Raw genomic sequence first — 23,843 nt, forward strand, 5'->3', positions numbered from 1 at the left:
CAGGGATGACAGATCGCACGCCGTTGTGGATCGACCTCGTGGCCCAGGCCATCGACGCCGGCCGCGACCGGGTCCTCGTCGTCCCGGGGGACGATCCCGGCGCCGGCTGGACCGGCACCGAGTTCAGCCGGCGGATCGGCGGCGCGGCGGCTCTGCTCGACCGGGCCGGCTGCCTGCCCGGCACCGTCGTCCCGGCACTGATGACGACCCGGCCCGAGGCCATGGCGGTCGTCGTCGCCGGCGCGGTGACCCGGCGGCCGGTCGCTCCCCTCTCCCCGCGGCTCACGGTGGCCGAACTCGCGGACTGCGTCGGCGATCTCGACTCCCCCGTCATCCTGTGCGAACCCGGTTCCCTCGAGCTCGGCCACGCACTGGCCAGGGCATGCGGGCGGGACCTCGTAGAGGTCGGGGACCTGGCCTCGGTGACGCCCCCGTCGCTGTCCGCCGCCGCCGACGCCACCGCCTTCGTGCTGCACACGTCCGGCACCACCGGGCGCCCGCGGCGGATCGACGTCCGCCAGGACCGGATGGGCGCGCGTGCGATCGTCAACGCCCGGCTGACGCGGCTCGACGCCGGCAGCGTCTACAGCGCGAGCTCGCCGTTCCACCACATCGGCGGGCTCGGCGCCTTCGCGGTGGCGCTGGCCACCGGCGCCCGGATCGTGACGTTCCCCCGGTTCACCGTGGACGCCTGGCAGAACCTGGGCCGCCTCGGCGTCACCCACGCGCAGGCGGTGCCGTCGATGATCGAGATGCTGCTGCGAGCCGACGCCTTCGCGCTGCCCACCCTGCGCCTGCTGCAGTACGGCGCGTCCCCGATCCACCCCGGCACGCTCCGCCGGGCCCTGGACGCCATGCCCGGAGCCGCCTTCGTGAACCTCTTCGGGCAGACCGAGGGCGCGCCCCTCACCTGCCTGTCCCCCGAAGACCACGAGCGCGCGGCGGACGGCGACGAAGAACTGCTGAAGTCCGTCGGGACGGCCGTCGAAGAAGTCGAGCTGACGGTGCACGAGCCGGACGAAGACGGCGTCGGCGAGATGTGGGCGCGCGGTGCGCACCTGTTCGCCCCGGGAGCCGACGGGTGGCTGCGCACGGGCGACCTCGGCCGCGTCGACGAGCGCGGGTACGTGTTCCTGGCCGGCCGCAAGGGCGACATGATCATCCGCGGCGGCGAGAACGTCTACCCCCTCGAAGTCGAGCAGACCCTCACCCGGCACGACGACGTCGAAGAGGCCGTCGTGGTCGGCGTGCCCGACGAACGGGTCGGCGAGGCCGTGAAGGCGTTCGTCGTCCCGCGCGATCCGGCAGCCCCACCGGACCCCGGCGAGCTGCGCGCCTTCGCCCGGACGACGCTCGCCGGGTTCAAGGTGCCCGAACTCTGGGAGTTCGTCACCGCCCTGCCCCGCAACCCGAACGGCAAGGTTCTGCGCCGAGCCCTCACCCATTGACGGAGGCCCATCGTGGACCTGAGCTACCCACCCGAGGTGCAGCAGTTCCGGGAAGAGGTGCGGGCGTTCATCGCCGCCAACGTCCCACCGGACTGGCACGGCCTCGGCGCGCTGGACACCGACGCGGCGAAGGCGTTCGTCGAGCAGTGGCGCCGGGTGCTCGCCGAGCACGGCTACCTCGCCCCCGCCTGGCCGGTCGAGTACGGCGGCGGCGGGATGGACCGGCTGCGGCAGGTGGTCCTCGTCGAGGAGCTGGCGAAGGCGGGACTCCCGGCGAGTGGCTCCCAGGACGTCTTCGGCATCAAGATGATCGGCAACCTGCTGCTCCGGTACGGCACCGACGAGCAGAAGCGGTACTTCCTCCCCCGCATCATCCGCGGCGAGGACAAGTGGTGCCAGGGCTTCTCCGAGCCCGGCGCCGGCTCCGACCTGGCGGCCCTGCGCACCCGTGCCGCGCTGGTGGACGGCGAGTGGGTCATCGACGGGCAGAAAGTGTGGACGTCACAGGCCCAGAGTGCCGATTGGATCTTCCTGCTCGCCCGCACCGACCCGGCCGCCAGCGGTCACCGCGGCATCACGATGCTGCTGGTCCCGCTGGACCAGTCCGGCGTGGACATCCGCCCGATCACCATGATCACCGGCGACACCGGGTTCAACGAAGTCTTCTTCACCGGTGTGCGCACCGCCGAAGCGAACGTCGTCGGCGAGGTCGGCGAGGGCTGGGCGGTCGCCATGAGCCTGCTGGGCCTCGAACGCGGCGACGAAGCGGCGACCAACCCGATCATGTTCCGGGCCGAGATCGACCGGCTCATCGAGCTGGCCCGCGAACGCGGCGTCGACGGCGACCCCGTCGTCCGGCAGCGGCTGGCCCGGTGCCACAGCCGCGCCGAGATCATGCGCCACCTCGGCAACCGCGTCCTGACGCGCTGGCTGCGCGGCGAGCCGACGGGGACCGAAGCGTCGGTGTCGAAGCTCTACTGGAGCGAGCACCACCGGGCGGTCACCGAGCTGGCCCTGGACATCCTCGGGCCCTCGGCCATGGTCCCGAGCGGACGTGGCCCGCTCCGCCACTACCGCACCGACGACCCCGGCGCCCCCAACTCGACGGCGTCCTGGGCCACGGTCTGGCTGCACGCGGTGTCCGGCACGATCTACGCCGGCACGTCGGAAGTGCAACGCAACATCCTGGCCGAATCGGCCCTGGGCATGCCGCGTGAACCCCGACCGGACAGGAGCGCCCGATGAGCGAAATCGTCACCCGGACCGTGGCCGACGGCGTCGCCGTGCTGACCTTGAACCGGCCGGAACGACACAACGCCTGGTCCGTCGAGCTGGAGAACCGGTACTACGACCTGCTCCGCGAGGCCGAGCGCGATCCCGACGTCCGGGTCGTCGTGGTCACCGGCGCGGGCCGCAGCTTCTGCCCGGGGATGGACACCGCCGCGCTCGCCGACCAGGTGGCCACCGGCGTCTCGACCAATCCCCACCTGCGCCAGCCGATGACCACGCCGACGAGGATCGCCAAGCCGGTGCTCGCCGCGATCAACGGGGCCTGCGCGGGGATCGGCCTGATCGCCGCGCTCAACTGCGACCTGCGGTTCGTCTCGGCCACGGCGAAGCTGACCACGGCGTTCGTCCAGCGGGGCATCATGGCCGAGCACGGGCTGGCCTGGACCCTCCCCCGGCTGATCGGGACGTCGCGCGCGCTGGACCTGCTGCTCTCGGGCCGGGTCGTGCTCGGCGAGGAGGCGGTCGCGCTGGGGCTGGCGGATCGGGTGTTCGCCCCCGCCGAGCTCATGCCGAAGACTTTGGAATACGCGAAGTCGTTGGCGGCGAACAGTTCTCCCGTCGCCATGGGCACGATCAAGCGGCAGGTCTACGAGAGCTGGGAGACCTCCCTGGAGGAGTCCCGGGTGACGGCGATCCGGTTCTGGATGGGACACCTGCGCGGCCACCCCGACTTCAAGGAAGGCGTCGAGAGTTTCCTGGCGAAGCGGCCGCCGCTGTTCGAGCCGTGGGACCCGGCGACACCCGCCGAGCCCGACCCCCTGCCGGGCGTCTAGCCGAGTGCGTCCGGTGCGGGTGACCTCGTCGTGCACGGCTCAGTCTCGGTGCGGGTTGTCGTGAGTGGTAATTAGGGTTAGAACCCGAATTACCACTCACGACACCTGCGCACATCGACAGGTCGGTTCGCGGCTGCCTTCAGGATTCCAGCCCTCGCGAAGCAGGATCTGCCGGACCTCGGCGGCCACCGCACACGGCATGGTGTGAACGTCGCGCCAGCCATAGACCAGACGAGCGCGTCCGGCCAGCTCGGCGGCATTGTCGCGGCGGCGGTCCCGGAAAGCGACACCAGCCGTGGCGTGCGATGCCCGGCCATCGAGCCGGACCGTGACCGGCGCGCCGTGTACGTCGTAGGTGACGTCCTCCCACAGCGTCTTTCCGTCGACTTGGAAAGGTGTCTGGCGTTCGCCGCGTGGCAGCCCGTGCTTGTCCTCCACCTCGTCCTAGTACTCGACTTCGAGAGCGGACATCAGCCCGTTGCCCACCAGCTCCAGGCCACGTCGGATCGCGGAGCGAAACCGGAACGGCGGTCTGGCCTGGAAGCAGTCCAGCATGGACTGGAGCGGAACGGAGCTTCGGCTGACGAGATCGACCACGAGCATCGTCGCTTGGCCACCAGTTGGCTGGGCCACGGCGAGATCGAGGATGGTGTCCGTCGCTCGCGTCCGCGGCGGATTCGTTTCCAGCGTGGTGTAGTGCAGAGCACGGGAGCGATGAACGACTACCAGTGGTGCATGCGAGATCGCTGAACTCGTGTAGGGCACAGTGATTTCGACCGGCCGATCGACAATCGGCAGAATGCCCCATTCCTCCGCGGCACTGTGGTGGCTCAGGGCCGCGTGTGAGCCGCCGTAGCGGAGCGCGGCGTGGAGCCGCGCGGGGCGAGACAATTCGCCGGTGAAGGTCGCATAAATCCGGGGAAGCACACGCTGCCAACGTCCGGCAGCGAGATTGGCGGTCAGATCGGCGACCGAGTGACCGTAAGCGCGGAGCTGCCGATTGCTGACGATGCCGTGTTGCTCCTCGAGTAGAACCTGCCAGCTCGGCCGGGCGACTGCCGGTATCTCGTCGGGGGACCAGCGCGTGTGAAGAGGCATACCTCGACCGTGCCGCGTTTCGGCAGCTCGTAGGAGGCGCGTTCCAAATCTGTGGATAACCAGGGCAGATGTGGATAACTCGGCTGAGCAGGTGGCCAGGTTGTCGTGAGTGGTAATTAGGGTTAGAACCCGAATTACCACTCACGACAAGCCGCGGCAGACCATCAGGAGTCCGCCTGCCCGCCGAGGTAGGAGTCGAACAGCTCGGCGTTCAGCAGGTCCGCGGCCGGGCCGCCGTGCACGAGGCGGCCCCGCCGCAGGATGTACGCGTACCCGGCCATCGCGAGCGCCCGCCGCGCGAACTGGTCGACGATCAGCAACGCGGTCCCCTCGGCAGCACGCCGCTGAAGGAACCCGAAGATCTCGTCGACGACGATCGGCGCGAGCCCCAGCGACGCCTCGTCGACCAGCACCAGAGCCGGGCTCCGGACGTACGCGGCCGCCATCGCCAGCATCTGCTGCTGACCGCCGCTGAGGGTGCCCGCCTGCTGGCCCAGCCGCTCGCCGAGGATCGGGAACGCCATCACCGCCCGCTCGACGGACTCGGCCTCGAGACGAGCGGAGCCCTGCAGGACGAGGTTCTCCCGGACGGTCAGCCCGCGGAAGACGCCCCGGCCCTCCGGGACGTGACAGAGCCCGCGCGCGAACCGCCGCGGGGCTCGCTCACCCGTCACGTCGCGGCCCGCGATCCGGATCGTGCCCGAGCGCACCGGCAGCAGGCCGGACACCGCGCGGAGCAAGGTGGTCTTGCCCGCGCCGTTCGCGCCGAGCAGCGCGACGACCGAGCCGGCCGGCACCACCAAGGAGACCTCGCGCAGGACGGTCGTCTGCCCGTAGCCCGCCGACACGCCGTCGACCTCGAGGGCCGGCGGCGCGATCGACGGGGCGTCGAGGGTGCTGGTCATCGGACCTCCGATTCGGCCAAGGATTCGTCCGCCCCGAGGTAGGCGGACTGCACGACCGGGCTGGCGGCGACCTCGGCCGGCGTTCCGTGGAAGAGCAGGCGGCCGAAGTCGAGGACGTAGATGTCGGCGCAGATCCGCATCACCAGGGCGATGTCGTGCTCGACGAGCAGCACGCCGACACCGCGTTCTTCGACCACCCGCTGGAGGATTTCCCCGAAGCGCTCGGTCTCGTCGTGGTCCAGCCCGGACGACGGCTCGTCGAGCAGCAGCACGTCGAACGGCCCCGCCAGGCAGCGGGCCAGCTCGACGAGCCGGCGCTGCCCGGTCGACAGCGCGCCGGCCTGCTCGTCGGCCAGGTGCGTGATCCCGCACAGCTCCATCGCCGACCACGCCGCGGCCTCGGCCGCCTTCCACTCCGCCGGGCGCGCCGCGAGCTGCGTGAGGACGCCGGAACCCGCCTGCGCGCATTCCCGCCCCAGCAGCACGTTCTGCGCCACGGTGAGCGTTTCGCAGAGCTCCATGCGCTGGAACGTCCGCCCGATCCCGCTCCGGCCGCGCCGCGCGGGCGGCATCCGGGTGATGTCGCGGTCGTGCAGCAGCACCTGACCGCCGAATCGCCGGTTCAGGCCGCTGCAGGCGTTGAACGTCGTGGTCTTGCCCGCGCCGTTGGGGCCGATCAACCCGGTGATCCGGCCGAGCGGCGCGTCGAAGCTGAGATTTTCCACGGCTTTCAGGCCGCCGAAGGAGACGGACAGGTCACGCACCGACACGCCACTGCCGGCGGCGACCCGGCGCGGTGGCACCTCGGCCACGACGGGCACGCGCCGGCGGCCACCGAGCCGATCGAGCAGGACACGCAACCGCAGCGGCATCGGCGGGCCGCCGCCCCGCATCGCCACCAGGACGGCCGACACGCCGAACACGATCCCGAGCACCTCCGTGACCCCGTCACCCGGGATGTAGCCGGGGATCACGTTCGCCAGCGCGATCAACGCGAACCACGGCTCGGCCAGGGTCGCCAGGCTCAGCTGGGCGAGCAGTTGCAGGGACGCGAAGGGCTGGAAGAACGCGTCCGACCCGACCGCGAACATCCGGGCCACGCCGAGCAGTGCGCCGGCGATCCCGGCCAGGAACGCCGACACGCAGAAGACGATCACCTTGGACACGGTGGTGCTCAGGCCCATCGACGTGACCGCGGTCGGCGAGTCCGCCATCCCCTGCAGGAGCCGCCCGAGCCGGCCCCGCTGGATCAGCACCAGCAGCACCGCGACCAGCACCAGCACGGCCAGCACGACGTAGTAGTAGCCGCCGTCGTCCGGCGCGAAGTCCGGCCGCGGCATCGTGCGGCCCTGGGACAGCGACGTGAACATGTACTGCTCGCGGTAGAGCAGCTGCTGCACGAGAATGCCGAAACCGAACGTCGCCAGGGCCAGGAACAGGCCCGAGAGCCGGATCGCGGGCAGCGCGATCAGCGCGCCCACCGGCACCACGACCAGCCCGCCCAGCACGAGGGCGACCACCCACGGCAGCCCGAGGTCGACGGCGAACTGGGAGAACGCCACCGCACCGATCGCCGCGAACGCCGCGTGGCACAGCGAAACCTGGCCCGAGGTGCGCACCAGCAGGCCGAGCGAGAGCAGCATGATCGCGCTGACCAGTGCCGCGATCCAGTAGGACAGGTTGTCGGCGCCGACGAGCTGCGGCAAAACGAGCAGCACCACCACGACGATCACGCCGGTGGCCAGCCGCACCCGGCCGGGCGCGCGGTAGGACGGCGGCGGCCGTCTCTCCACTGTGGACGGCCGGACCAGCTTGCGTTTGGGCAGCACCAGCAGCGTCACGAAGAGCACGAGGAACGGCAACGCGGACGGCAGCCCGCTCAGCCACGGCACGTCGAGGACGTAGTGCTGGGAGACGGCCGAGGCGATGCCGATCACCAGGCCGCCGGCGAACGTCAGCGGGATGTTGCCGAACGCGCCGACCGCGGCCGCGCCGAACGCCTGCACCACGAGGAAGGTCAGGCCGACGGCGTCCAGCCCGATCAGCGGCATGACCAGCACCCCGGACAAGGCCGTGAACGTCGACCCGATGACCCACGCGATCCGCCGCACCCGCCGGGGGTCGGTGGCCTGCATCGCCAGCAGGTCCGGGTCGTCGACGACGGCTCGCATGGCCAGGCCGATCCGGGCGAACCGGAACATCGCGTACAGCGCGGCCACCGCGACCACGGCGATGGCCACGATGGTGACCTGGCCCCAGGCGACCACCGCGCCGAGCAGGCGGAAGCTCGCCTGCCCGGCCGGCAGCCACGGCTCGACCTGGATGGTGTTCGCCCCGAACACCAGCGTGGCCAGGCCCTGCACCGCCAGGATGATGCCGACCGTGCCCACGATCTGCAGGGCGATCCGCTGCGGCGCCAGCCGGGCCGCGATGCGCTCCATCAGCAGCCCGATCACCGGGCCTGCGAGCCCCACGCTGACGATCAACGCGACCGTCCACTGCAGACCGAGTCCGGTGTGCAGCGCGTAGAACACGTAGGCGGCGACGGTGGCGATCGCGCCGTGGCCGAAGTTGAAGATGCCCGATGACTTGTAGGTCAGCACCAGGCCCGTCCCGGCCAGGCCGTAGATCGCCCCGGCGGCGATCCCGGCGACGACGAAGGGCAGCAGCTGCAGCACGGTGGCGCCTTCCTAGCTGGGGCAGGTGGGCTGGGCGGACCCGGCGAACGCACCGTTCTGGTACTGGTACAGCCAGTAGCAGTTCACCGGCGGGGCGGGCTGGTCGGCCGTGAAGGTGATCGGCTGCGGCAGCAGGCCGTCCAGCGTCTCGCCCTTCACCTTGCCGTAGGCGGCCAGCACGGCCTGTCGGGTGACGGTGTCGGTCGCCTGGCCGGCGGCCGGGGTCAGCGCCTTCTTGAACAGCTCGCCGCTGGCCCACAGCGCGGTCGACGCGGGCTGTCCCGAATCGTTGTCCGCCACGCCCTCCTCGGACATCGCCGCCCGGTAGGCCTTGACCGGTGCCGTGTCGGCCCACCAGGGGAACGCGTTGAGCGCGCCGGCCAGCCGGATGTTCGGCGCGTGGTACAGCGTCGGGGAAATCGCCGACGCCGAAGATCCGAAGTAGCCCGCATAGCCCTGCGCCTGGCAGTCCTTGACCACCCGCACGCCCACCGCGGGCGAGATCGACAGCTGGACGAAGTCGACCTTGCGGTTGACCAGGTCCAGGCACTGCGCGGTGTAGTTCGGGCTGGCGGCCGCGACCTGCATCGTGCCCGAGTAGGTCGTGCCGGCGGCCTTGGCCGCGGCCTCGAACAGCGGCACCGCGGCGACGCAGGCGGGTTCCTCCGCGCACGCCACCACGGAGATCTCCTTGCCGCCCACCGGCTTGGCCGAGGCGATCTGCATGTTGACCACCTGCGGGAAGGTGGTGGTGATGCCGAACCAGTTCTTCAGCTTGCCCCACACCGTCGGGTTGTAGCCGATGCCGCCGGTGACCGGCAGCCCGGAGTCGGCGAGGATGGTGCCCACCGCGGGGTCGGTGCTGGTGCTCGCCGCCATCACGGCCACGATGGACTTGTCGGAGATCAGCGACCGGGCGGCCGCCGCCGCGGTCGGCGCGTCCTCCTTGGTGTCCTTGACGACCACCTCCACCGGGTGCCCGGCGATGCCGCCGCCCTTGTTCGTGTGCGCGGCCCAGGCCTGGAACACCTTCGTGGCCGACGCTTCCGACGCCCCGGTGGGGCCGCTGACGTTGGCCAGCACGCCGATCTTGATCGGCGTACCGGTGAGGCCGTGGGTGTCGGTCGCGGCGGACCCGCTGGCGCCGCAGGCGGTGGTCGCCAGCGCGACGGCCGCCAGGCCGGCGCCTGCCGCCCAGCGGAATCGCTTCAGGGATCTCGTCGGGTTCATGGGGTGGTTCTCCTCGAATTCGGGTACGACGGCGGCACCGGCACGCCAGCGCGCGGTGTGGTGGTGTTCGTGTTCGGGCCGGGGGTTACCCGGCCGGACGCAGGGGAAGGGGGTCGACGACCCGGATGCGGGGTCCGGGCAGTCCGCAGGGGCACGGCGTGGGGTCGAGCGCGGCGGTCCGGCCGACCACGAGGTCCCGCACGACGTGGGCGCGGTCGCCCGCGGTGCTCAGGGTGACCCCGGCGGGGCTCTCCGCCAGCCGCCACTCGGCCGGATCGACGTGGGCGCCCGATCGGTACGGGCACTCGAGGCCGAGCGCGGGGCCCAGCATCGCGAAGACGGCCGGGTCCAGGCCCGCGTCACGCAACGGGCCGATCGCCTCCGGCCGGGCCCAGATCGGGGCCAGCGCGGCCAGCGACCCGGCGCAGTCCGGCTCTTTCAGCAGGCCCACGGCGGTCTCCCCGGACATGGCGAGGTACGCCCGGAACGGGAGCAACCGGAGGAAGGTGGCGGACCGCCGCACGTCCCAGCTGTACGGTTCGGCGTTGCTGTGCACGACCCGGCGGTCCCGCAGCGCCCGCACCACCGGGCTCGCCCACGGCCCCTCGAAGTTGGGCGTGCTGATGAGCACGTGGTCGGCTTCGGCGATGTCCCAGACGTCCAGGACCCGGGACGCCCACCGCACGTCACGCTCGAATTCGGCCCAGCCGATGTCGAACGGGACCTGCCGGCCGTCGTCGAGGTACAACCCGATGCCGAACAGCGGGGAAACCGGACCCTGCAGCGCCGCGGCCATGCTCACCCTGCTCATGCCTTCACCACCCGCGGGAACTTGGCCACGCTGGAGCTGCGGGACAGGAGGTCGTCGACGGTGACGAGGTCGAGGTCGGGCTCGACGCCGACCCGGTCCAGCACGGCGTGCCGCAACCGGGCGCGCAGTTCGGTGACGTCGGTGGTGCGGGCCGGTTCGTAGCCGACTCTCAGCCGCAGTCTGTCCACAATGGCCGATTCGCGGATGATCTGGAACATGCCGTCCTTGGTCTCGGGCAGGGATTCGACGGCGGCCCAGACCTCGCTGAGCACGACCGGGACGCCGGCGACCGTGGTCTCTTCGCCGCACCGGCCGACCACCCACTGGCGGGCGTGGGTCCGCCCGCAGCCGCACGGCTGCCGGTCGATCCGGACGAGATCGCCGCTGCGGTACCGGATCAGCGGTGCCGCGCGGTTGTCCAGGTCGGTGGCCACCAGCTCGCCGACCGCGCCCTCGCCGGTCGCCTCGCCGGAGGCCGGGTCGAGGCTCTCGGCCAGCACGAGGTCTTCCCAGAGGTGGTAGCCGTCGTGTTCGCGGCACTCCCAGCACGTCCCGGTGTCCCCCGCGCTGCTGTAGGTGAACATCTCGACACCCCAGTCGTCGCGCACCTTCTCGGCGAGCGCCCGGCCGAGCGGCTGCCCGGCGAACGAGGCGCCCTTCAGGGAGGACAGCGCGTCCCGGATGTCGTAGGTGTGCTCCAGCCGTTCGAGCTCGAGCACGGTCGGCATCATCAGCTGCAGGTAGGCGGGCCGGAACCGGAGCAGGGCCTGGACGATCTCCTCGCCCTTGCCGATCCAGGTGTCCACGAAGATCGGCACCAGGCCCATGCCGTGGTAGAAGGTGTCGTAGAAGCCCCGGAACGAGCCGGCCGACACGAGGACCTTGTCGCCCGGTCGCAGCCCGATCTCCCACAGGTCGCGGGCCGAACACAGCTGCAGCGGCGGGTAGGCGTCCCAGATCTCCGGGATCAGCTCGGGATCACTGGTGGTCCCGGAGGTGGACATGATCGACGACAGTCCGGACGGCGGCCCGAACAGCATCCCGCCGAACGGGTCGCCGGTGCGTTCCCGGTAGTCCTGGACGTCCTTCTTGGTGAACGTCGGCACCAGCCGGCGGAAGTCGGCCAGCGAGCGGATCCGCGCCGGGTCGACCCCGGCGGCGGACCACAGCTCGCGGTAGAAGGCCGACTGCGCGTAGGCCTCGGGCACCAGTTCGAGAACGCGCCGCTGCTGGAACGCCTCCAGTTCCGCGCGGGACGCCGTTTCGAGCTCGGGCTCCAGGTAGCGGCGGTCGTCGGCCACGGCCACCGCCGGTTCGAGCACTGTGGGCTGCGTGTCGGCCACGGTGAGTACCTCCATCGATCGCCCTTGACCAAAGAGTTAGAAGATTAAGAGATTTAGGTCACGACCGTAACCTCCGTCATCCGGGAGGCCCAGGGAACGGCGTTCCCGCCTTCCGGCCCGTTGACGGCCGACGACATCGGGATCTTCGTGGAGATCAAGTGCCCTCGACGTCGTTTGGAAGTCAGGCCGCCATAGTGTAATTTATTTAACTATTAGAGTCGGCCTGAACGGAGGTGCGATGTCGCAGCTCGCCGTCGTCGAAGGTCCCCGCGTGCCGGTGATGACCTCGGTACCGTCCGATGCGGACGCGCCCGCGGACGCCGAGACCGCGCGCATCCTGCGCGCGGCGTGGGCCGTGCTCGAGCGGTCGCACTTCCGTTCGCTGAAGATACGCCAGGTGCTGACCGCATCCAACACGTCCGCGAGCACCTTCTACCGGTCGTTCCCCAGCAAGGCCCACCTCCTGCTCGCCCTGCTGGCCGACGAGACGGCCCGTGGGGACCGCCTGCTCGCGGTGCGGATCGCCGAAGCCGACTCGGCCGAGGGCCGGCTGCGGGCCTGGCTGAAGTTCAACATCCGGACGATCTACCGGCGGGAGCTCGCGGAGCGCGCCCGACTCTTCCTCGACACGGGACTGCTCGAAGAACTCCCCGAAGAGGTGCACCGGCTCTACGGCGTGCCGGGGAGGCGCCTGGCGGAGGTGATCCGCGACGGCATGGCGGACCGGGTGTTCCGGGCCGGCGACCCGGTCGCCGACGCCGCGATGGTGGGTCACCTGATGCGCGGACTGCTCGCCGACGGTCTGGACGGCCAGCTCGCCATGACCGAGGACCAGGCCCTGGACACCGCGTCGGACTTCGTGCTCCGGGCCCTGCGCCCGGCCTCCGATACCCGGGAAGAACGCACCCTGCGCGCCCTCTCGTGACTCAGCGTGACGAAAGCCGGCTGTCCGGCGATCCGGCCCAGAACCGGTCCCAGGCCGGGTCGGCGGCCGGCAACGCGGGCGGACCGCCGGTGCCCCAGCTGTCGAACCCCACGGCCTGCGGGTGCTCGGCCAGGTCCGCGGCGTACCAGTGGCGCTCACGACGGCGTTCGAACAGCCACTCGCCGTCCACCAGCCGGTAGGTGTCGTCGTAGCGGATCGCCATCACGATCCACCGGTCCCCGACCTCGTGTTCGGCCCGGCAGTACACCTGGCCGGTGGCTGTGGTGGGCGCATACCCGGGCCCGAGTTCGATCCGGTGACCGGCCAGCAGGTGCACCGAACGGTAGAACCAGCGCAGCTGCGGCTCGATGAACTCACGCAACGCCTGCCGCCCGGTACCGCGGCGGCCCATGTCGACGTCGGGCACGAACAGCGCGACCCAGGCGTCGAGGTCCCGCTGGTCCACGGCCAGGGCGTAGCGGATCGGGAGCTGCCCGATGTCCAGCCGCGCCTCGACGCGGGCCAGCCGCCCCTCGGTCGTCCCGGCCATCACGCGCCTCCGGTCAGCATCAGCGTGTCACCGGTCAGGTACGCGAGGTCGTCGCTCACCAGGGCGACGACCGCCCGTCCGATGTCGGCCTCCGGGTCGCCCATGCGGCCCAGCGGCATCGCCTGAGTCAGCTTCCGGAACCGCTCCGGTTGATCCTTGCTGAACTGCTCGGCGGCGGGCGAGAGCGCGTTGGGCACGACCACGTTGACGCGGATGCCGTAGCGGCCCCACTCCCGGGCCGCTACCCGGGACAACCCGCGGATCGCCTCCTTGGCCATCGCGTAGGCACCGAAGGTCACGTTGCCGTCGATGGCTGTGCTGGACCCGAAGTTCACGATCGAGCCGCCCCGGACCCGCAACAGCGGCAGCGCCGCCTGCATCGCGTGCAGCGTGGCCAGCGGCCCGCTGCGCCAGCACACGTCCACGTCCTCGGGTGTCGTCTCGGCGAGCAGCCGCTGGACCGACGTCTGGGCGTTGTTGACGAGCGCGTCGAGCCTGCCGAAGCGGCCTGCCGTCGCGGCGATCGCGCCCTCGATCTGGGCTTGATCGGTGACGTCGCAGGCGAGCGCGATCGAGGAGCCGCCGAAGGCGTCGATCTCCGCCACCACCGCCTCGCACTTGGAGACTGTGCGCCCGGCCAGCGCGACGCAGGCGCCCTCGCGAGCCAGCGCCAGCGCGGTGCCCCGTCCGACGCCCTGCCCGGCCCCGGTGACCAGCGCGACCTTCCCGGCCAACCTCGGTGTCAGCTCCGGCATCGCCGCTCCTCCTGTCCGTTCACCCGTCGCACGAGCGAGGTGTCGGCTTCGCGGTGCAGCCGGTACTCCCGGACCGCACCGCCCGCCGCGTGCACCACGCGGCCGGTGATGTCTCCCGCCGATTCGGCGACGAGCGCCAGCACGACGCGCGACACGTGTTCCGGCGCCAGGTCGAGATCGCTCCCGGCGCGGTCGAGATGATCCCGCGACATGCGGGTGCGCGCGCCCGGCGACACCGCGTTCACCGTGATGCCGTGCGGCGCGGCCTCGTCGGACAGCGCCATCGTCAGCCCCCACAGCGCTGCTTTCGCCGCCGCGTACGCCACACCGGCGTGGCAACCGGTCCGCAGCCCGGCCTCGGAGATCGTGTTGACCACCCGGCCGTAGCGCCGGCCTCGCATGTGGTCGAAGGCCGCGCGGACGGTCCCGGCGCTGCCGATCACGTTGACCGCCAGGCACCGTTCCAGTTCCGGTTGCGACAGTTCGCCCACCCCGGTGCCGGTGAGGATGCCTGCGTTGTTGACGAGGATGTCCAGTCCGCCGAAGGTTTCGAGCGCACCCCGCACCGCCGCGGCGGCTCCGCCGAAGCAGGAGACGTCGGATCGGTCGGCCACCGCTTTTCCCCCTGCCGCAACGATTTCCGCCGCCGTCCGGGTGGCCAGGTCGCGTTCCTCGGCGGTGGTCCCGTCGACCGAGACGGAGATGTCGTTGACGACCACCGCCGCACCCGCCGCGGCGAGCGCCATGGCGTGCGCCCGGCCGAGCCCCCGGCCCGCGCCGGTGACGAGCGCGACGCGGCCGGCCAGGGATTCGCCACCCGTCCCGTACTCCGCCATGTCCCGACGGTAGCCCGCCGGCCGGGCGCGACGAGGTCGTCGCGACCGGAACCGGGTTCCGGGGTCAGCCGGCTTCGCGCAGCAGCGGCGCGAGCCGGGTCGCGATCGTCGTGACGTTCCGGGCGACCAGGTCCTGGCTCATCCCGGCCAGCCCCGCCCAGAGGTACACCGCGTCGACCGGCGCACCGGCGGTGTAGTCCAGGATCCGGGCCGCCACGTCCTCCGCGGTGCCGTAGAAGAAGTAGTCCAGCGACGTCCGCGGTTCCCCGGCCCGCAGCCGGTCGGGATCGACCGGGCGCGGGGGTGGCCGCCCGGTGCCCTGGCGGGCGTGCCGGGCGTAGGAGTCGACCTGGGCGGCCAGGTGCCGCGAGACGACCGGCCAGTCCCGGTCGGGGTCGTCGGTCACCCACGCCTGCACACCGCCGGCCATCCGGCCGCCGGCCGGATCGTGCCCGGCCTCGACCAGCGCCGCGCGATAGGGCTCCCAGAGCCGGGCGTCCGCCGAGAGCAGGTACTCCCCCAGCAGCCCGGCCCGCCGGGCGCCCTTCGGACCGAGGTACCCCATCCAGATCGGCAGCCGTGGCTGCGCCGGCTTCGGCGTCACCGCACCCGACCGCCACAGCTCACGCACCTCCCTGGCCCGCGCGTCGTTCTCGGCGTACCGGGTGCGCAGGGAAGCGCCGTACAGCTCGAATTCGGCCGGGCGGTAGCCGGCGCCAAGCCCGAGGTCCAGCCGGCCGCCGCTGAGGAGGTCGACGACCGCGGCCTGCTCGGCGATCTCGGCCGCCCGGTGCAGCGGCGCGACGACCACGCCGGTCCCCAGCCGGATCCGGGAGGTCCGCGCGGCGACCGCGGCGAGCAGCGTCAGCGGGGCCGGCAGGTAGTCGTCGTCGAAGCCGTGGTGCTCGGTCACCCACACCGAGTCGAGCCCCAGCCGCTCGGCTTCCTGGCACAGGTCGAGGAACTCGCCGTAGAGCCGCACCGGGTCCCGGCGCCAGGGCGCGGGGTTGCGCAGGTCGAAGTACAGGCCGGTTCGCATGGCTGGTTCACCTCCGCCGTTCAGCCGACCGTCGGCTGGTAGAGCACCGCGCTCTGTCCACAGTCGACCGGAATGGCGACGCCGGTGATGGCGGCGGCCTCGTCGGAGGCGAGGAACGCCACCAGGTTGGCGATGTCGCCGGGCTCGACCATCCGCCGAAGCGGCAGCTGCCCGACGTACGCATCGAAGTCCGAGCCGAAGAAGGCCTCCAGCGACGGGGTCCTGACCGACCCCGGCACGACGGCGTTGACCCGGACCCCGAACTCGCCGGCCTCGACGGCGGCCTCGCGGGTGAGCTGGATGACGCCGGCTTTCGCCACGCCGTAGTAAGGCGTCACGCCCGGCACTTTCGCCAGCCCGGCGAGCGACGAGGTGTTGATCACCGAGCCTTGCCGGCGGGGAGCCATCACCCGCAGCGCCGCCCGCACGCCCCGGAAGGTGGCGCCGAGATTGCCGTCGAGGCCACGCGCCCAGGTTGCGTCGTCGACGTCCACCATGGCGGCCCGGCGGCCGAAACCGACGTTGTTGTGCACGATGTCGACCTGGCCGTGCCGGACGACGACCTTGTCGAACAACTCGTCGAGGTAGCCATCCACCAGGACATCACCCACCTCGACCTCCGCCGTCCCCCCGGCGGCGACCAGTTCGGCCAGCGTCTCTTCCGCGGCCTCCGCCGAGAGGTCGTTGACGACGACGTGTGCCCCGTCGCCCGCGAGCCGCAGCGCGCTCGCCCGGCCGATCCCCGAGCCCGCCCCCGTGACCAGCGCGATCCGGCCGTCGAACCTCGGCATCGTGACAACCTCCAGCATGGTCGTTCCCGCAGCCCGCTCGGCACAGTCCTGGACCGAGGCCGGCGGTTCTGCGGTGAACGGTAGGGAGCGTGGCGTGCGGACGTCCAGGTGCCGCTCCCGAACTCGGTTCCCGCCGGGTAGACCTCGACGCCCGCGGGCGGAGCGACAGCGCCGACGCGGTGGCGCGACGACGCCATCGTCGCCCATCGGCGCGGTGCCGGAGCCGCGCTCTGCCGGCCCGCGCCGGGGCGGGTGGCCGTGGGACGGCCGGTGACCCGCCGGAGCGTGGTCTTTCAGCCGCGGCCCGCCGATGCCGCCCGGTAGGCCGCGATCCTGATCCGCAGGCCTCGTAGGTGGACCAGGTCGATGTCGAACGTCGAAGCCGGCCGGTACCCCGGGGCCGGCGCATCCGTCCGGCAAGGACCGGTGAGGTAGACGAACTCGTCGTCCGGGTCGTACCGCGGCTCCGACCAGACTGCCGCGTCCCCGGCGGCGGAGTCGCCGCGCCGGGCGCGGGCGAGCCAGTAGATCGGCAGCTTCAGCACCTCACCCAGGACCTTGTCGAGGGCGGGCAGGTCGGCTTCGGCGATCGCGAGGCCCCGGCCGCTCCACACCCGCGGCGCCCAGTAGCCGGCGGCGGCGTGGGTGAAGGCCGCGGTGTCGCCCGACGCGGTGATCGTCCAGTCGGCCACGGTGGTGAAAGTGGGCATAGGGGCTCCCAGCAGTCGCGGCCCCCAGGTCAGGCTCAGCGTAGTCGATCATGTCCGGACGGCTACACCGCCGGCGGCGCACGAGTAGTGCGCCGACCGGCCGATGAGGGCGGAAGAGCCAGGTCAGCGGGCCCTCGTCGACCACAGGCCAGCTGTTGTTCATCCGATATTCACCCACGGATCACCAGATGCGGGTAGCCGTGCGAAGCTGGCCGGCGTGCAGCGCGAACAACCAGAAAAACCGGTCCCCCGGTCGGTGGCCGACCTCACCGCGGATCCGGCGTGGACGGTCACCCGCACCGGCACGACCGGCCAATGGCTCACCGCCGAACGGGTCCTCGAGCGCAATGGCCACCGACGGCTGATCGGCCTGACCCCGATCCGGCCCGGCGCGGTCGCCCTGATGCTGTGGGCCGACGGCGAGGTCGTCGAACACCTCCGGGGCACCGAAGCCGAGGTCTGCTCAACCGCACACCGCTGGACCACCGAGTTCCTGGCCGGCGAACAGCCGTAGGAGGGGGCGGCACCACCACGGTGAATTCTTCTTGTTCACCTCGGGTTCATCTCCCGGCCGTCTCATGGGGCATGTTGTCCGTACCACGGCCGACCGGAAGGTGAGCGATGAGCACGTTGGACACGATGGCCTCCGAGCAACTCGAGACCCACCTCGCCCAGCTCGAAGAACGCTTGGAGCGGGACTACGCGAACGTCGCCCGCACCCGCCTCCACACGATGGTCGACCGCGAACGCGCCCGGTTCGCCGGCGCCCGCATTCACGTCTTCGTGCCGATCCTGGTCGAACGGGCGGTCCGGGCCGCGCTGGCCGGACGGTGAAGCGCGGCTCTTCGAGGGCGAGACTCTCGATCGAGCCGGCTTGTTCACTGCAGTCAATTCTCCGAAACAAACGGAACGGCCGCGGCCGGAATCGTTTTCCAGCCGCGGCCGCAGGACCGGAAAGTCCTTAGTTGTAGCCCATTTCATCGGGCGCCACGCCGTTGTACCCCATCTCGGCGAGGACGGCCGTCGGCGCCACACTCTCCGCGGCGACGGCGAAAGTAGCGGAAGTACCCAGAACACCAGCCGCGAGCAGGGTCAATGCGACCGCGGCGACCGCTCGGCGAACCAACATCATTCCTCCGGTGGTCAAACGGGGCGAAACTGCCTTCCGTGCCAGGCGCACGCTCCCAGGTCCGACACAACCGGCGACCAACGGACGGTTAAGGTCCCGCCAACGCCAGGCGGCTATATCACACCCGGGCCGGTTTTCGAACAACGACCGAACCGCTTATTTCCGGAATCGGAATAACGGGTTTCCGAAAAGTCACACCGCCATGTCGAATACACCTCTTGTTCAGCAACTGTTCTTCTTCTATTATCGACTGTGTGCAACCGCTCACGGACGGTGTCGACCTCCTGATCGGCCGGGACGGTGAGCTGTCCCGGCTGGCGAGCTGGGTGCACGACGTGACCGCCGGCCGCGGGCGGGCGGTCCTGGTGGACGGCGAGCCGGGCATCGGCAAGTCCGCCCTCGTCCAGGCCGCCTGCGCGGCCGCCGCCCGGTCCGGCTGCCAGGTCTTCCGGGGCGCCGGCGACGAACTGGGTCAGGCGCTGCCCCTGCTCCCCCTGCTGGACGCACTGCGGATCACCGGTTCCGCGCCGGATCCCCGACGTGGCGCCATCGCCGGGTTGCTGCGCGGCGACGCCGGGCGGGGCAAGGTGGCGGATCTCGCCGCGGCGGCCGCCGAGCAGCTGCTGGCCCTGGTCGACGAGCTGTGCCAGAGCGGCCCGGTGGTGCTGGTGGTCGACGAGCTGCAGTGGGCCGACCGCGCGACCGTGGCGGTGTGGGGCAGGCTCGCCCGCTCGGTCCGGCAGCTGCCCCTGCTCCTGATCGGCGTGCTGCGCCCGGTGCCCCGCCGCGACGACCTGCGCGCGCTGCGGCGGATCGTCGCGCCCGCCGAACGGCTGCGCGTCGGCCGGCTCACCGAACCGGCGGCGCTCGAGCTGGTGGCGAAGCTGGCCGGCGGCAAGCCGGGCGGCCGGCTGGAGCGACTGGCCGACGGTGCCGCGGGAAACCCCTTGTACCTCACCGAATTGCTCGAGGCACTGACCCGGGGCGCGTGCCTGACCGTTGACGACGCGGGGATCGTGGAGCTGACCGGCGGGCCCACCCCCGACTCGCTGCCGGAAGCGATCGCCGACCGGCTCGGCTTCCTGTCGGAGCCGACGCGGGCCGTGCTGCGGGCGGCCGCGTTGCTCGGCGTCGGCTTCTCGGTCGCAGACCTGACGATCGTGGCCGAAGCCGAACTGGTCGTTCTCCTCGCCGCCCTCGACGAAGCACGAGCCGCCGGCGTCCTGGTCGCGGCCGGCGACGACCTCGCGTTCCGGCACCCCCTGATCCGCCAGGCCCTGTACGACGAGCTGCCCGCGGGGGTCCGGGTCGTCTGGCACCGGGCCACCGCCCGGGCGCTGGCCGACGCCGGTGCCCCGGTCGAGCGGGTCGCCCGGCAGCTGCTGCCCACGGTGTCCGGCGAAGACACCGGCGAACCGGTCCCGCACTGGGTCGTGGACTGGCTGCTCGGCGCCGCCACCCCGCTGATCGGCCAGGCACCCGAGGTCGCGGTCACGCTCCTTCGCCGCGCGGTACGGGACGGCGACGCGACGGCCGGGGCGCTGAGCTGCCGGCTGGCCGAGGCGCTCTACCGGGTCGGCGACTTCGCCGAAGCCGAGCGGGTCGCCGTCCGCGCCCTGCCCCGGACCGCCGGCCCGGATCTGCTCGTCGACCTGCACACGACGGTGGCGCAGTGCCGTGGGATGACCGGCCGCTCCGCCGAATCCCTCGCCGCGCTGAGCCAGGCCGTACCGGGCCTGCCTGCCCGGCATCGGGCCCGGCTGCTCGTGCTCACCGCCCGGACGCACCGCGACCTCGGCGAAGTCGACACCGCCGCCCGGGTCGCCACTGCCGCGCTGGCCGAAGCCGGCGACGACCACTGGGCGACCGGGTGGGCCCTGCACGTGCTGAGCCTGGTGGCGATGATGCGCGGCGAGTGGACCGCGGCGCTGCCGCTGTTCGAGCGCGCGATGGCCACCGCGTCGGACGATCCCACGCTCGCCGACCTCGGCTTGCTGCTGCGCATCAACCAGGCCGTCACCTTCGGCGCACTCGACCGCTACCCCGACGCGCTCGCCGCCGCCGGGCGGGCCCGCGAACTGGCGGACCGCGCGGGCAGCGTGGTGCGGCTGACCCAGGCCCAGAGCGCGCTCGGGCAGCTGCTGCTGGGCAGCGGGCGGTGGGACGACGCCGTGGCGGAGGCGGACGTCGTCCCGGACGAGCTCAAGGATCCGAGCGTGGCGTGCTGCGACCACGGCGTGGCCGCGATCATCGGCTTCCACCGCGGCGAAACGGCGGCGGCACAGGGACATCTGGACGCGGCGGCACCGTGCGCGGACCGGATCGGCGGCCGGGTCGTGGAATCACTGGTCCTGGCGCGCAGCCTCGCCTTCGAGCAGGCGGGCGAGCCGGAGCGGGCGCTCGCCACGTTGAACGCCGCGCTCACGGGCGAAGACGAAGGCGAAGGACTGCTCGGTGACGCCGTCCGGCTGGCCGTGGAACTCGGTGACACCGCCACCGCGACCGAAATCGGCGCCCGGGTCCGTACGCTCACGGCCGGGGCGGGCGTCCCGCACCGCCGGGCGCTGGGCCGCTACTGCGAGGGGATGACCGAGCGGGACGCGACGACGTTGCTGGGCGCCGCGGACGGTTACCGCGACGCGGGCCGTCCCCTCCCCCGCGCCAAGGCGCTGGAAGCCGCCGCAATCGCGTTCGCCGAAGCCGGCGACCGCGGTTCGGCCCGGGCCGCGTTCACCCGCGCGCTGGACCTGTACGAAAGCCTGGGCGCGCACTGGGACGTGGCCCGGCTGCGGGCCCGGTTCCGGGGGTTCGGCATCCGGCGTGGCCCGACGGTGAAGCACCGCCAGGCCACACACGGCTGGGAAAGCCTCACCCCGACGGAAACCAAGATCGCCGGCCTCGTGGTCGAAGGGTTGTCGAATCCGCAGATCGCGACGCGGTTGTTCCTTTCGCCGCGCACGGTGGCCACGCACGTCTCGCACATCCTGGCCAAGCTCGGAGCGCATTCGCGCATCGACATCGCCCGCGAAGCGACCCGAAACTCGGCGTCGGGCTAGCGGTCTCCGGAGTTGCGCATCCGAGTCCACATCGGAACGACGAACCACCACAGCGCGAACCAGCCCAGCGCGCCGGCGGTGAACCACGCGGCGAGCGCGGGTCCGAGGGTGACGCTGAGGATCAGCAGCAGCGCCGAGCCGATGGACAGCATCAGCAGGGTCAGTCCGCACAACGCGAACCGGCTGGACGCGAGCACCAGCTGCCGCTTGAGCCGCCGTTGGTAGACGAGCCGGTGAAAGGCGGCCGGCGCGATCAGCAGCGCCGTGGCGGCGGCCCCGAGCACCAGCGCGGCCACGTAGACGCGCCGCTCGAACTCGGTCAGCGTCGCGAAGCGCGGGGTGAAGGCGACGGTGAGCAGGAAGGCCAGCAGCAGCTGCACCCCGGTCTGCGCCACCCGCACTTCCTGCAGGATCTCGGCGTAGTTGCGGTCCAGGCGCTGCGTCGGCGTTTCCCGGCGCACCGAGAAGTTCCACTGGTCGTGAGCATCCGGGGGCCCGGCCGGCCAGTCCGCTGAGGTCTTGTCGATCTCGTTCACCGTCATACGGCCACGGTCCCGCGAACCACGGATCAAGACATCGGTCGATCAAAGTATGCGGGAAGACTGGGCCGCCGGGTCCGGCGCGGCAGGAAGCCGGGTTGCCACCCCTACGCTTCGGACCCGGCACCTACGCCAATTCATCGATGGGGCGGCCCGCACTGAGCCTCCCGGCGCCTCCTCCGGCAAGGAGGAGCCGGCTTCAGCGCGTCGTCCGCGGTCTACGAGGCGAACTGCTGCACGATGCGTTCGCAGAAGGCCGGCAGGTCGTCGGGTGATCGGCTCGTCGTGATGTTGCCGTCGGTGACGACCGGCTCGTCGACCACCTCGGCCCCCGCGTTGCGCAGGTCCGTGCGGATGCTGGGCCACGAAGTCAGCCGGCGGCCCCGCGCGACGTCGGCCTCGACGAAGTTCCACGGGCCGTGGCAGATCGACGCGACCGGCTTGCCCGACTGGACGAAGTCCCGGACGAACTGCACCGCCGCGGGTTCCATCCGCAACTTGTCCGGGTTCACCGTCCCGCCCGGCAGGAGCAGCGCCTCGTAGTCGTCGACCGACACGTCGCCGACCAGGTGGTCCACCGGGAAGGTGCCGGCGTCTTCGAGATCGTGGTCGCGCGCCTGGATTTCGCCGCCGGCGATGGAGACCACGGCGGTGCGGGCACCGGCGTCGTCCAGCGCTTGCCGCGGCTGTTCCAGCTCGACTCGCTCCACTCCGTCGGCCGCGAGGATGGCGATCCGGCGTCCGTTCAGCTCTCCGGTCATGTCAGGCACCCGCCATCGCCGGGTGCAGAACGACCTTCGTCCAGCCGTTGTCCCGCTTGTCGAAGTGCTCGTAGGCCTCCGGTGCACGGTCGAGGGGCAGCTCGTGGCTGACGATGAACGACGGCTCGGCCTTGCCCGCGGCGATCAGGTCGCGCAGCTGCCGGTTGTACTTCTTGACCGGCGCCTGGCCGCTGCCGACGTGCTGGCCCTTGAACCAGAACATGCCGTAGTCGAAGACGAGTTTGCCCTGCTTGGCCAGCTCGTCCTCGGCCCCGGGATCCTGGGGCACGAAGACACCGACGTTGCCGATCTTCCCGGTGAACCGCACCGAGGCGACCAGCCGGTTCATCGTCAGATTGGCCCGCTCCCGGCCGTCGGGCTCGTGCGCCTGGTAGCCGACACACTCGCAGCCGTTGTCGGCGCCCAGCCCCATCGTCTCGTCCAGCACGGCCTGCACCGGGTCGACCTTCGAGTCGTCGATCGCGATCGCGCCGATCGACTCCGCCAGCCGCAACCGGTCGGTGTGCCGGTCGACGACCATCACCTTGCTCGCCCCCCGGATGGTCGCCGAAAGGGCCGCCATCAGCCCCACCGGGCCCGCGCCGTAGATGACCGTCTGGTCGCCCGGCTGCACGCCGGCCATCTCGGTAGCGTGGTAACCGGTCGGGAAGATGTCGGCGAGCATTACGTAGTCGGTCTGCCGCTGCTCGGCGTCCTCGCCCAGCCGCAGGCAGTTGAAGTCACCCCAGGGCACACGCAACAGCTCGGCCTGTCCCCCGGCGTACGGACCCATGTCGGCGAAACCGTACGCGGCACCGGCCATCTTCGGCTCGGGCTGGGCGGTCAGGCAGTAGTTCGTCAGCTGGCGCTCGCAGTTCTTGCAATGCCCGCAAGCGATGTTGAACGGCATGACGACCCAGTCGCCCACCTGTACCTTGTCGATCCCGGAGCCGACCTCGACCACCTGGCCCATGTTCTCGTGCCCGAACCAGCGGCCCTGCTCGAAGTCGGTCCGGCCCTCGTACATGTGCAGGTCCGAGCCGCAGATGTTCGCCGACGTGATCCGCACCAGGACGTCGGTCGGCCGCTCGATCTTCGCGTCCGGCACGTCCTTGACACTGACCTTCCGCGGCCCTTCGTACACCACTGCTTTCACAACGTCCTCCTTGTCGTGGC

General features: G+C 71.5%; 24 protein-coding genes. 7 read left to right on the forward strand and 17 right to left on the reverse strand.

The window, feature by feature from the left end; all coding sequences use genetic code 11:
* Positions 1 to 5 precede the first annotated feature (5 nt).
* The 3 genes from ACLJQF_RS26130 to ACLJQF_RS26140 are packed head-to-tail and all read left to right on the forward strand — an operon-like array spanning position 6 to position 3,511.
* Positions 6 to 1,448, forward strand: a complete 1,443-nt coding sequence (locus ACLJQF_RS26130; protein WP_410612390.1) for a class I adenylate-forming enzyme family protein — start codon at positions 6 to 8, stop codon at positions 1,446 to 1,448.
* A gap of 12 nt (positions 1,449 to 1,460) precedes the next feature.
* Complete coding sequence (locus ACLJQF_RS26135) at positions 1,461 to 2,693, forward strand: acyl-CoA dehydrogenase family protein (RefSeq protein WP_410612391.1); 1,233 nt, start codon at positions 1,461 to 1,463, stop codon at positions 2,691 to 2,693.
* The gene (locus tag ACLJQF_RS26140; protein WP_410612392.1) at positions 2,690 to 3,511 is read left to right on the forward strand and encodes an enoyl-CoA hydratase-related protein; all 822 of its coding nucleotides are present in this window, start codon (positions 2,690 to 2,692) and stop codon (positions 3,509 to 3,511) included. Before ACLJQF_RS26135 ends, ACLJQF_RS26140 begins: the two co-directional genes overlap by 4 nt.
* 96 nt (positions 3,512 to 3,607) lie before the next feature.
* Here ACLJQF_RS26140 and ACLJQF_RS26145 read toward each other — a convergent pair whose 3' ends face one another.
* The 7 genes from ACLJQF_RS26145 to ACLJQF_RS26175 form a co-directional block, all read right to left on the reverse strand.
* Positions 3,608 to 3,949, reverse strand: coding sequence for a hypothetical protein (locus tag ACLJQF_RS26145; RefSeq protein WP_410612393.1), 342 nt, complete (start codon positions 3,947 to 3,949; stop codon positions 3,608 to 3,610).
* A 6-nt stretch (positions 3,950 to 3,955) separates the two neighbouring features.
* On the reverse strand, positions 3,956 to 4,609 hold the full coding sequence (locus tag ACLJQF_RS26150; RefSeq protein WP_410612394.1) for a hypothetical protein: 654 nt from the start codon (positions 4,607 to 4,609) through the stop codon (positions 3,956 to 3,958).
* A gap of 164 nt (positions 4,610 to 4,773) precedes the next feature.
* A complete protein-coding gene (locus tag ACLJQF_RS26155) occupies positions 4,774 to 5,514 on the reverse strand; it encodes an ABC transporter ATP-binding protein (RefSeq protein WP_410612396.1) in 741 nt (246 codons plus the stop codon).
* On the reverse strand, positions 5,511 to 8,192 hold the full coding sequence (locus tag ACLJQF_RS26160; RefSeq protein WP_410612397.1) for an ABC transporter permease subunit: 2,682 nt from the start codon (positions 8,190 to 8,192) through the stop codon (positions 5,511 to 5,513). Before ACLJQF_RS26160 ends, ACLJQF_RS26155 begins: the two co-directional genes overlap by 4 nt.
* 12 nt (positions 8,193 to 8,204) lie before the next feature.
* Entirely contained in the window at positions 8,205 to 9,422 is a 1,218-nt protein-coding gene (locus ACLJQF_RS26165) for an ABC transporter substrate-binding protein (protein WP_410612399.1), read from the reverse strand.
* 85 nt (positions 9,423 to 9,507) lie between these two features.
* Positions 9,508 to 10,233, reverse strand: a complete 726-nt coding sequence (locus ACLJQF_RS26170) for a hypothetical protein (protein ID WP_410612400.1) — start codon at positions 10,231 to 10,233, stop codon at positions 9,508 to 9,510.
* Entirely contained in the window at positions 10,230 to 11,591 is a 1,362-nt protein-coding gene (locus ACLJQF_RS26175; protein WP_410612401.1) for a phenylacetate--CoA ligase family protein, read from the reverse strand. The genes ACLJQF_RS26170 and ACLJQF_RS26175 overlap by 4 nt, the downstream gene beginning before the upstream one ends.
* A 223-nt stretch (positions 11,592 to 11,814) precedes the next feature.
* Here ACLJQF_RS26175 and ACLJQF_RS26180 point away from each other — a divergent pair, with 223 nt between their 5' ends.
* Positions 11,815 to 12,501, forward strand: a complete 687-nt coding sequence (locus ACLJQF_RS26180; RefSeq protein ID WP_410612402.1) for a TetR/AcrR family transcriptional regulator — start codon at positions 11,815 to 11,817, stop codon at positions 12,499 to 12,501.
* A 1-nt stretch (position 12,502) separates the two neighbouring features.
* Here the strand turns inward: ACLJQF_RS26180 and ACLJQF_RS26185 are convergent, their stop codons facing one another.
* The 6 genes from ACLJQF_RS26185 to ACLJQF_RS26210 all read right to left on the reverse strand — a co-directional run bounded on the left by ACLJQF_RS26185 (position 12,503) and on the right by ACLJQF_RS26210 (position 17,182).
* Entirely contained in the window at positions 12,503 to 13,051 is a 549-nt protein-coding gene (locus tag ACLJQF_RS26185) for a nuclear transport factor 2 family protein (protein WP_410612404.1), read from the reverse strand.
* The gene (locus tag ACLJQF_RS26190; protein ID WP_410612406.1) at positions 13,051 to 13,806 is read right to left on the reverse strand and encodes an SDR family NAD(P)-dependent oxidoreductase; all 756 of its coding nucleotides are present in this window, start codon (positions 13,804 to 13,806) and stop codon (positions 13,051 to 13,053) included. Before ACLJQF_RS26190 ends, ACLJQF_RS26185 begins: the two co-directional genes overlap by 1 nt.
* Positions 13,794 to 14,642 carry an SDR family NAD(P)-dependent oxidoreductase gene (locus ACLJQF_RS26195; protein WP_410612407.1) on the reverse strand — a complete coding sequence of 283 codons (849 nt, stop codon included), beginning with the start codon at positions 14,640 to 14,642 and terminating at the stop codon, positions 13,794 to 13,796. The genes ACLJQF_RS26190 and ACLJQF_RS26195 overlap by 13 nt, the downstream gene beginning before the upstream one ends.
* Before the next feature lie 64 nt (positions 14,643 to 14,706).
* On the reverse strand, positions 14,707 to 15,681 hold the full coding sequence (locus ACLJQF_RS26200) for an LLM class flavin-dependent oxidoreductase (RefSeq protein ID WP_410612408.1): 975 nt from the start codon (positions 15,679 to 15,681) through the stop codon (positions 14,707 to 14,709).
* Between the two features lie 20 nt (positions 15,682 to 15,701).
* Positions 15,702 to 16,490: an SDR family NAD(P)-dependent oxidoreductase gene (locus ACLJQF_RS26205; RefSeq protein WP_410612410.1), complete on the reverse strand. Its 789-nt coding sequence runs from the start codon at positions 16,488 to 16,490 to the stop codon at positions 15,702 to 15,704.
* 275 nt (positions 16,491 to 16,765) lie between these two features.
* Positions 16,766 to 17,182, reverse strand: a complete 417-nt coding sequence (locus tag ACLJQF_RS26210; RefSeq protein ID WP_410612412.1) for a hypothetical protein — start codon at positions 17,180 to 17,182, stop codon at positions 16,766 to 16,768.
* Positions 17,183 to 17,399: 217 nt separating this feature from the next.
* On the opposite strand from ACLJQF_RS26210, the gene ACLJQF_RS26215 reads away from it, so the two are divergent.
* Both ACLJQF_RS26215 and ACLJQF_RS26220 read left to right on the forward strand, forming a co-directional pair.
* Positions 17,400 to 17,696 carry a hypothetical protein gene (locus tag ACLJQF_RS26215; protein WP_410612413.1) on the forward strand — a complete coding sequence of 99 codons (297 nt, stop codon included), beginning with the start codon at positions 17,400 to 17,402 and terminating at the stop codon, positions 17,694 to 17,696.
* Between the two features lie 107 nt (positions 17,697 to 17,803).
* Complete coding sequence (locus ACLJQF_RS26220) at positions 17,804 to 18,016, forward strand: three-helix bundle dimerization domain-containing protein (RefSeq protein WP_410612414.1); 213 nt, start codon at positions 17,804 to 17,806, stop codon at positions 18,014 to 18,016.
* A gap of 127 nt (positions 18,017 to 18,143) precedes the next feature.
* On the opposite strand, the gene ACLJQF_RS26225 is transcribed toward ACLJQF_RS26220, so the two are convergent.
* Positions 18,144 to 18,311 carry a hypothetical protein gene (locus tag ACLJQF_RS26225; RefSeq protein WP_410612416.1) on the reverse strand — a complete coding sequence of 56 codons (168 nt, stop codon included), beginning with the start codon at positions 18,309 to 18,311 and terminating at the stop codon, positions 18,144 to 18,146.
* Positions 18,312 to 18,565: 254 nt separating this feature from the next.
* On the opposite strand from ACLJQF_RS26225, the gene ACLJQF_RS26230 reads away from it, so the two are divergent.
* Complete coding sequence (locus tag ACLJQF_RS26230) at positions 18,566 to 21,367, forward strand: helix-turn-helix transcriptional regulator (protein WP_410612418.1); 2,802 nt, start codon at positions 18,566 to 18,568, stop codon at positions 21,365 to 21,367.
* Here ACLJQF_RS26230 and ACLJQF_RS26235 read toward each other — a convergent pair.
* The 3 genes from ACLJQF_RS26235 to ACLJQF_RS26245 all read right to left on the reverse strand — a co-directional run bounded on the left by ACLJQF_RS26235 (position 21,364) and on the right by ACLJQF_RS26245 (position 23,823).
* Positions 21,364 to 21,909 carry a DUF6328 family protein gene (locus ACLJQF_RS26235; protein ID WP_410612420.1) on the reverse strand — a complete coding sequence of 182 codons (546 nt, stop codon included), beginning with the start codon at positions 21,907 to 21,909 and terminating at the stop codon, positions 21,364 to 21,366. The genes ACLJQF_RS26230 and ACLJQF_RS26235 overlap by 4 nt on opposite strands.
* Positions 21,910 to 22,124: 215 nt before the next feature.
* Positions 22,125 to 22,667: a type 1 glutamine amidotransferase domain-containing protein gene (locus ACLJQF_RS26240; protein ID WP_410612421.1), complete on the reverse strand. Its 543-nt coding sequence runs from the start codon at positions 22,665 to 22,667 to the stop codon at positions 22,125 to 22,127.
* 1 nt (position 22,668) lies between these two features.
* On the reverse strand, positions 22,669 to 23,823 hold the full coding sequence (locus ACLJQF_RS26245) for a glutathione-independent formaldehyde dehydrogenase (RefSeq protein ID WP_410612423.1): 1,155 nt from the start codon (positions 23,821 to 23,823) through the stop codon (positions 22,669 to 22,671).
* Positions 23,824 to 23,843 lie beyond the last annotated feature (20 nt).

The sequence above is a fragment of the Amycolatopsis sp. lyj-109 genome (assembly GCF_046548995.1).
Taxonomy (GTDB): Bacteria; Actinomycetota; Actinomycetes; order Mycobacteriales; family Pseudonocardiaceae; genus Amycolatopsis.